The organism is Arthrobacter sp. Sr24, assembly GCF_054511175.1.
Map to the genome: position 1 here is coordinate 217,739 of NZ_JBTNDB010000003.1, position 8,722 is coordinate 226,460.

At 60.0% G+C, this 8,722-nt stretch carries 7 protein-coding genes; 5 read left to right on the forward strand and 2 right to left on the reverse strand.

Translation table 11 applies throughout. From position 1 onward, the window contains the following. Window positions 1–69: 69 nt before the first annotated feature. Both ACX80D_RS04000 and ACX80D_RS04005 read right to left on the reverse strand, forming a co-directional pair. Entirely contained in the window at window positions 70–801 is a 732-nt protein-coding gene (locus tag ACX80D_RS04000; protein ID WP_459321330.1) for a VIT1/CCC1 transporter family protein, read from the reverse strand. Window positions 802–877: 76 nt separating this feature from the next. Further along, complete coding sequence (locus ACX80D_RS04005; RefSeq protein WP_459321331.1) at window positions 878–2,668, reverse strand: DUF4439 domain-containing protein; 1,791 nt, start codon at window positions 2,666–2,668, stop codon at window positions 878–880. A gap of 247 nt (window positions 2,669–2,915) precedes the next feature. Between ACX80D_RS04005 and ACX80D_RS04010 the strand changes: the two genes are divergently transcribed. The 5 genes from ACX80D_RS04010 (at window position 2,916) to rbfA (ending at window position 8,619) form a co-directional block, all read left to right on the forward strand. Further along, entirely contained in the window at window positions 2,916–3,545 is a 630-nt protein-coding gene (locus ACX80D_RS04010; RefSeq protein WP_459321332.1) for a ribosome maturation factor RimP, read from the forward strand. A 2-nt stretch (window positions 3,546–3,547) separates the two neighbouring features. Continuing rightward, window positions 3,548–4,519 (forward strand): transcription termination factor NusA, encoded by a 972-nt coding sequence (gene nusA / locus ACX80D_RS04015; RefSeq protein ID WP_459321333.1) that lies wholly within the window; start codon window positions 3,548–3,550, stop codon window positions 4,517–4,519. Between the two features lie 155 nt (window positions 4,520–4,674). Further along, window positions 4,675–4,941 carry a YlxR family protein gene (locus ACX80D_RS04020; protein WP_459321348.1) on the forward strand — a complete coding sequence of 89 codons (267 nt, stop codon included), beginning with the start codon at window positions 4,675–4,677 and terminating at the stop codon, window positions 4,939–4,941. A gap of 192 nt (window positions 4,942–5,133) precedes the next feature. Continuing rightward, window positions 5,134–8,079: a translation initiation factor IF-2 gene (gene infB, locus ACX80D_RS04025; RefSeq protein WP_459321334.1), complete on the forward strand. Its 2,946-nt coding sequence runs from the start codon at window positions 5,134–5,136 to the stop codon at window positions 8,077–8,079. Between the two features lie 105 nt (window positions 8,080–8,184). Further along, entirely contained in the window at window positions 8,185–8,619 is a 435-nt protein-coding gene (gene rbfA / locus ACX80D_RS04030; protein ID WP_459321335.1) for a 30S ribosome-binding factor RbfA, read from the forward strand. The last annotated feature ends 103 nt before the right edge of the window (window positions 8,620–8,722 follow it).

Below are 8,722 nucleotides of genomic sequence, written 5' to 3' on the forward strand. Positions count from 1 at the left end.
CAGCCCATCGCCATAGCACTTTTCAGTGGTGAAAAAAGCACAGATCAGTACGAGCCCCAGAGCAACCGGTCAACCCACTAAACCGCTTGAGCCCAGTAGGGTACCGATTACGAAGGTGGCTGCGAGGGCGAGCGCGCCACCAAGGACCACCCGGACAGCGGCCTTGGCCCGGGAGCCGCCGCCGATCATGGCACCGATCCAGCCGGTGATGCCCAGGGCCAACAGCACGGCAACGAACGTCACCGGGACCCTCACTGACTCAGGGGGCAGCATGATGGCCAGCATCGGCAAAATGGCGCCGAGGGTGAAGGCGATGGCTGAGGCGAAAGCTGCATGCCACGGACTGACTACGTCATCGAAATGGAGGTTGAGTTCAGCCGATAGGTGCGCTCCGAGGGCGTCGTGTTCGCTGAGCTCGTGCGCTACAAGAGCAGCTGTGGCGGGGGAGAGCCCCTTATCTTCGTACGTCTTGACCAGCTGAGCCCGGCCCTGTTCCGGCGCCTGTTGGAGTGAGGCTTCGGTGGCGGCGATCAGGGCCTTTTGGCTGTCACTTTGGCTGCTGACGGACACGTACTCGCCCAAGGCCATGGAGACGGCTCCACCTACTAGAGCTGCCATCCCGGCGGTAAGGATGGGGCCCGTACTTTGGGTGGCTCCGGCCACGCCGACGACGACTGCGGCCACCGAAACGATGCCGTCGTTGGCGCCGAGTACCCCGGCCCGCAACCAATTCAGGCGCTGTGCGATTTCCCCTGTTTTAGAGAGCTCCCGGGGTAGTACCAGCTCTGGCGTTTGCTTCATGTTTCAAGCAAATCACTGACTGAAAATCTCCGCTAGCAAGGAAAGGATGTCCTCGCGAAGGCATGCCTGCCCTCAGTTAGCCCGCAGGAGCTGGGGAGATTACCGGCACTGGTGCGATGCCAGGCAAAGCCTCCACAGCTCCACCCCACGAGGTATGCGCCTGGGTGGAGTCCAACAGCCACAGAACCGCAAGTTCACGAAGCCGGCTGCCCTTGAGTGGATCTTCAGTGGATACGGGTGCCGGGGAGGACAGTGCTGCCGACTCCGCGGCGGTGGCGCTTCGATCCGCGTCCGGGGCGGTTCCCTCCGGGGCGGTACTCAAAGCAGCCAGCTCACCATAGATGAAGCTCAGCTGAACTTCCAGGATGCTGAGTGCTTGTTTCGGCAAGGTGGTGAAGGTGGAGTCCAGGTCGAAGCCTGCCACGGGATCTGCCAGGGGAAGACAACGAAGGCGCAACTCTGCGTTGAGCAGGTCCAACTTTTGCTGATGCCGGGCCAAGAATCCTGTGGCCTTGCTAAATTGCGGTTCGGCGAATCGAGTTGAAGCGACTTGGTAGGCGTAAACGGCTTTCTGCTCGGCCACAGCGACGGCTCTCAACGCGGAATCAACGGTGACACCCGGGCGTGGTTCAAGTGTCGAGGTACAGGAGGGGCCTGAAGCAGAGGGGAAGTCAACGAGTGCTGGCACATATTTCGATGTGGGAGCACCGCTCCCGGCCGCGGCTGCCAGCTCGGCTGACTGCAGGAGTTGGCTAGTGCCCACGGAAGCAAAAACGCGGCCCATGGAGTGCTCGGCGGTCAACGCGTTGCCCAGCAATGTCTCGGCATTGGCGGAAAGATCCTGCACCAGTCCGGTGATGGATAACGGTGCTGATGCAAGTTCTGTTGCTGTGGAGGTGGAGCTTGCGGTGGGAGCAGGGGCGGGGAGACCATCACTGAGTGCTGCAGCTTGGAGTCCCAAGTGTTCAGCGGTAGTGGACAGTGCCTTCTGTAATTGAGATGAGTTGCTTGCATCGGCCAACAGGAGGGCTTCGCTGTGTAACTTGGTTGTTGTTTCCCATGCCACCTGGCGTTGGGCCTGGGTCGGCGACTGGTCACCAGCATTCACATCCGGCCCCGACAGAACCGTACCCATGGCCACCACAAGCGCTGAAATGACCACGAGGAAAAATAATCCCCGGAAGAAAGCTATCAAACGATTGCGCTTCCTGGGCGGCTTCGCCGAGCTGTTCAGCTCCGCGTGATGAGCTGTTTCTTCCCTGGATCTTGGACTATCTGTATCGGTAGTTTTTGAGTCCGTAGTGTCTAAGGCCGTACTTCCCGAATCAGTCGGCACAACCGCGGCCGACGTCGTGCCGTCCACTTCTTGTTGCTCCGCCAGTCGTCGTTCGCGGCGAGATTGTGAGGCAGGAACTTCCACGGCTTCCACCGATGTGCTTAGAGTTTCGATTGCACTCTCGGTGTCACTCGCACTGTCTGTGACCGCGATGGGCAATGCGTCCACTGGTACTGGTACGGGCACAGCCTCCGGCGCTGGTGATTCTGACTCAGCCACCTCAAGCGGTGCGGCATCGGCGGCAGGGGAGTTCTCGGCGTCGGAGGGGTCCTGTGGCTTGGCTGGTTGCTCATCTGTGGGAGTCGCAGTGGCTGGCACCATCATCCCATTGGCATCAAACACCAGAATGGCTGGAGCCGAGGAGCGCGTCGAAGCTGGGGCACCTGCCGCTGCTGTGACACGGCGGGGAGCTTTGCGGGCTGGCTTGCCAGTAGCTTCACGGGCTTTAGTAGCTCCGGAGGCAACGGGTTCAAGGGTGCTTTCGGGCTCAGTCGGAGATTTAGGCTCAGCCGGGGGATTGGGATGGGTCACAACCTTTGATCATCTCATGACTGCCCATTACCGTGCACACTTCCGTCCGCCAGCGGCCAGCTGTCCTCCCTACCATCATGCGTCGGGAGCCAGCGTCACCAACCTCCAAGGTCCTTCCCAGTTGCTAGAGGCCAGGTCTACTCTCGTAAAATGCGTCCATACTCACACCTCTTCCGTTCAGCGGAGGCACTGGAAACTCGGTAGTCTGTATATCTACAACATCATCAATAGGGAGGCGTGCGTTTTTATGACGAAGCCGGACAGGCCCAAAATGGCCGCACGCTCAGGGAACACGCCCTCAGCCATGGACTCAGTAGCTGAAGCCCAGAGGCTGCACGCGTTTCTCGCCCCCACAGTGGCTGCCGCCGGACTGTTCCTTGAAGAAATCAAGGTTCACTTTGCTGGCACCCACCGCACAGTCTCCGTAGTCGTCGATCTAGCTGACGGAGAAAGCGGCGGTGTGGGCCTGGATGCTATCTCCGCCGTTTCCCGAGTGCTTTCCGACGCCATGGATGCAGACCCCAACGACGACGGCCAAGCCTACGACTTGGAAATTTCCTCCCCCGGAGCCACCCGACCCATCACTGAGCCCCGCCACTGGCGACGGGCTTTGGGCCGCATGGTCAAAGTCAACGCCGTGGATCGGGAGAACTTCATGGGACGCGTTCTAGACGTGGACGACGAGGGCGTGTTGTTCAAGCCCGAACTACCCGTCAAAAAGGGTATGAAGGCCAAGCAAGGCGAACCTGAAAAAGTACTGTTTTCAGCCATCCGCCGCGGTGTTGTAGAACTTGAATTTGCTCGCCTGGACGAGGCAGAGCTGGACTTGGAATTTGAAGCGACCGGCGGCAACGTCGTCGATGGAGAGGGAAGCTGACTATGGACATAGATATGAGTGCGCTGCGGGAGCTGGAGCGCCAACGGGAAATTCCCGTGGATGTGCTAATCCCCACCATTGAGCAGGCCCTGCTGATGGCCTACCACAAGTCACCGGGCTGCCACGATATCGCCCGTGCCGAGATTGATCGCAAGAGCGGACACGTCACCATTTGGGCTGCAGAGCTCGACGACGACGGTGCTGCCATTGGCGAATTTGATGACACACCCAAGGGTTTCGGTCGCATTGCAGCGAGCACGGCACGCCAGGTCATCTTGCAGCGTCTCCGCGACGCCGAAGATGACAACGTGGTGGGTGAATACCGCGGCAAGGAAGGCGAGCTGGTCTCTGGCCAGATCCAGCAGGGCAACAATCCCAACATGATCCAGATCGATTTGGGTGCTGTTGAAGGTGTACTGCCTCCGAACGAGCAGGTTCCGGGCGAAAGTTACCGCCACGGAAACCGCATCCGCACCTTTGTGGTGGATGTCCACCGCGGCACCAAGGGCCCTGCTATCACCTTGTCCCGTTCACACCCGGGACTGGTCCGCAAGCTCTTCGAAATGGAAGTTCCCGAGATTGCTGACGGCACCGTAGAAATCGTTGCCCTAGCTCGTGAAGCAGGACACCGCACCAAGATTGCCGTGCAGGCCAACAAGGCCGGCGTCAACGCCAAGGGTTCATGCATTGGCGAAATGGGTTCGCGCGTACGGGCCGTCATGACTGAGCTCAACGACGAGAAGATTGACATCGTCGACTTCAATGAAGATCCGGCAACTTTCATCGCTAACTCACTCTCCCCATCGAAGGTGATTTCAGTCACCATCATCGATGAGGCTGTACGCTCCGCACGGGTTGTTGTCCCTGATTATCAGCTGTCTTTGGCTATCGGCAAGGAAGGCCAGAATGCACGTCTGGCCGCCAAGCTCACTGGTTGGCGCATCGACATCGTCTCTGACGCCGCGGCGGTTTAGGTAAGCAGTCAGGCTGCGCGTTAGAATGAAGAGAACCGGGCCTGAATTGGCCCCGACACCCAAATAGTGTGAAGGCATAGTAGAAATTGGCTCAGAAAGCAGTGGCAGCGCACAGCGATGCAACTGACTCTAAGTTTACTGAGTCAAAAATTGCTGTGCGGACATGCATCGGGTGCCGGAAAACATCAGACCGGCTCCAACTAGTGCGTCTAGTGAGGTCAAGCAACACTTCCGGTGAACTGGAAGCGTTGGTTGATGTTGCTCGTCGCATGCCTGGACGGGGAGCATGGCTGCACCCTAACCTTGAATGCTGGAACTTAGCGCTTAGACGACGAGCCGTTGGCAGGGCCCTTCCGGGGGTCACTAAATTGTCCGACGTCGAGGCGTTTGCGCAAGAGAATTTGCCACCTTCGGCAGAGTAATTAAGTTACGAACCAATTGTCCCTTTTGTGAAAGCGGGTCAGAAAACCGATGGAAACCCGATGAGTACCCAGCGATGAGTGCCCAAAAATGAGCAATTTCATGTGCTCTCACGCCGCGCGTTCCGACATGGAACGTCGCAGTAAGAATTAAGCGGTTCGTACCTGTCCGGTGCGGGCCGAGACAGGAGAAATGTGGCCAAGGCCCGCGTACACGAGCTTGCAAAAGAGCTCGGCATCACCTCGAAAGAGGCAGTAAGTAAACTTCAGGAAATGGGCGAATTCGTTCGTTCAGCTTCCTCAACCATTGAGGCCCCCGTCGTGAAGAAACTTCGCGACGCGTTCCCTCAGGCAACCCCGGTTGCAGAAGCTGCCCCGGCAGCAGCGCCAAAGGCAGCAGCGCCGAAGGCAGATGCTGCCCCGGCCGCTCCCAAAGCTACTGCGGCCCCCAATGCATCAGCAACTCCCGGAGCAGCAGTGCCCGGCCCTAAGGCCGCTGCAAAGCCCGGCGCCAAGGCAACACCCGCAGCTCCGGCTGCACCTGCTGCCCCGGCCGCTGAAGCAACCCCGGCAGCTCCGGCTCCCGTCGAGGCTGCTGCAGCAACCCCGGCACCGCAGGCTGCCCCGGCTCCGAAGGCCGCAACACCTGGTGCTCCGCGCCCCGGAAACAACCCCTTCGCAACCTCACAGGGTATGCCCCGCTCCGGTGCACGCACCGAGCGAAGCGACAACCGTGGCAGCGACAACCGTAGCAATGACAACCGTGGCGAAAGCCGCGGCGGTGACAACCGTGCTCCGCGTCCCGCTGGTGCCGGTGCCTCCCGCCCCGGAAACAACCCGTTTGCAACCTCTCAGGGCATGCCCCGACCGGGTGCTCCGCGCAGTGCCGAAGCTGGCGCTGCAGGACCCCGTCCCGGTGGTCCCCGTCCGCCGGCAGGCGCACCCCGTCCGGGCGCTCCGCGTCCGGCAGGTGCTGCAGGTGCAGGTGGTCCCCGTCCGGGCGCTCCGCGTCCCGGTGGCGCCCGCCCCACTCCCGGCATGATGCCTAACCGCACCGAGCGCCCCGCTGCGCCCGGCCGCGGCAACGATCGTCCGGGTGCTCCCGGCCGTGGACGCCCCGGTGCTCCGGGCGCAACTCCCGGAGCAACTCCAGGCGGAGCTCCCGCCGGTGGTGGCTTCGGCAAGGGTGGTCGCGGTCGCGGCGGTACCCAGGGTGCCTTCGGTAAGGGCGGCGCAGGCCGTGGCAAGCAGCGTAAGTCAAAGCGTGCCAAGCGCCAAGAGCTAGAGCAGATGAGCGCTCCTTCACTTGGTGGCGTATCGGTACCCCGCGGTAACGGCGAGACTGTGGTGCGTTTGCGCCGCGGTGCTTCCATCACCGACTTCGCCGACAAGATTGAAGCCAACCCTGCAGCACTGGTGACGGTTCTGTTCCACCTCGGTGAAATGGCTACCGCTACTCAGTCACTGGATGAAGAGACCTTCGCACTCTTGGGTGTTGAGCTGGGCTACAAGGTCCAGGTCGTTTCCCCCGAGGACGAAGAGCGCGAACTGCTCAGCAGCTTCCACATCGACTTTGAGGCCGAACTCGAAGCAGAAGGCGACGAGGACCTTGAGGTTCGTCCGCCGGTTGTTACCGTCATGGGTCACGTCGATCACGGTAAGACTCGCTTGCTCGACGCCATCCGTAAGTCGGACGTTGTTGCCGACGAGCACGGTGGCATCACCCAGCACATTGGCGCTTACCAGATTCTCCACGAGCACGAAGGTACAGATCGCAAGATCACCTTCATTGACACCCCCGGTCACGAGGCGTTCACCGCCATGCGTGTTCGTGGTGCCAAGGTCACTGACATTGTCATCTTGGTTGTTGCAGCGGACGACGGCGTTATGCCTCAGACCGTTGAAGCACTCAACCACGCTCAGGCTGCTGGTGTGCCGATCGTGGTCGCCGTGAACAAGATTGACAAGGACGGCGCCAACCCGGAGAAGATCCGTGGCCAGCTGACCGAGTACGGTCTGGTTCCGGAAGAATACGGTGGCGACACCATGTTCGTTGACGTGTCCGCACGTAACAACATCAACATCGAGGAACTCCTCGAAGCTGTGCTGTTGACTGCTGATGCTGCACTGGACATGCGTGCCAACCCGAACAAGGACGCTCGAGGCATCGCCATCGAAGCGAACTTGGATAAGGGTCGCGGTTCCGTGGCAACTGTTCTGGTTCAGTCCGGTACCTTGCGCGTCGGTGACACGATCGTTGCCGGTACCGCCCATGGCCGTGTTCGTGCCATGTTCGATGAGAACGGTGACGTCATCTCCGAAGCCGGACCTTCCCGTCCGGTCCAGGTTTTGGGTCTGTCCAACGTTCCCCGTGCAGGTGACACGTTCTTCGTTACCGGAGACGAGCGTACGGCCCGCCAGATCGCTGAAAAGCGTGAAGCAGCGGACCGTAACGCAGCACTGGCCAAGCGTCGCAAGCGCATCAGCCTGGAAGACTTCGACCAGGCCGTTGCTGACGGCAAGGTTGACACACTTAACCTCATCCTCAAGGGTGACGTCTCCGGTGCTGTTGAGGCACTGGAAGACTCGTTGCTCAAGATCGATGTTGGCGAAGGCGTGCAGCTGCGCGTTATCCACCGCGGTGTGGGTGCCATCACGCAGAACGACGTCAACTTGGCCACCGTTGATAACGCCATCATCATCGGCTTCAACGTCAAGCCTGCTGAGCGTGTTGCTGAATTGGCTGACCGCGAAGGCGTTGATATGCGCTTCTACTCGGTCATCTATGGCGCCATCGATGACATTGAGCTGGCTCTCAAGGGCATGCTCAAGCCTGAGTACGAAGAGGCTCAGTTGGGTACCGCGGAAATCCGCGAAGTATTCAGCTCCTCCAAGCATGGCAACATCGCCGGCTCGATCGTACGTTCCGGCATCATCCGCCGTAACTCCAAGGCTCGTGTGCTCCGTGACGGCAAGATCATTGGTGACAACCTCACCATTGACTCGCTCAAGCGTTTCAAGGATGACGCAACTGAAGTCCGTACCGACTTCGAGTGTGGTATCGGTTTGGGATCGTTCAACGATCTGCAGCCCGAGGACATCATCCAGACGTTCGAAATGCGCGAGAAGCCCCGCGTATAGCACTGCATAGCCGGTTGGGTGTCCACTTGGGCACCCAACCGGCTTTGTTTTCCCTAAGATGGTTTTACCGCCGTCTCACGTCTTAGAAGTTTGAAGGAGAACATCATGGCTGATTCAGCCCGCGCGTCCAAGTTGGCGCAGCGCATCAAGGTTGTGGTGGCCGAGGGTCTTCGCTCCAGGGTCAAGGACCCCCGTGTCGAGGGCATTACTGTCACCGATGCACGCGTCACCAACGATCTGCAGCACGCCACCATTTACTACACGGTTTTCGGTGACGAGACCGCTAGCTCCGAAGCCAAGATCGGTCTGGAGCGCGCTAAGGGCGTGCTGCGTGCCGAGGTTGGCAAGAACATCACCGTGCGCCTGACGCCCACGCTGGAGTTCATTGCTGACGTTATCCCCGAGAACGCCTCCAACCTGGAAGCGCTCCTGCGGGTAGCTAAGGAACGCGACGCCAAGCTTGCTGAGATCTCCGCCAATGCGGAGTTCGCTGGCGAAGCGGATCCGTACAAGAAGGATGAGGAAGACGAAGACGCATAGTCTTCCCTTCTTCTGACAGTTTTGAAGCACGACGGCGGGAGGTTGCCTCTTTGGAAGAAGGGGAAAACGCACGTTGTGTTCCTTTGGGGGGGCCACCCCAAAG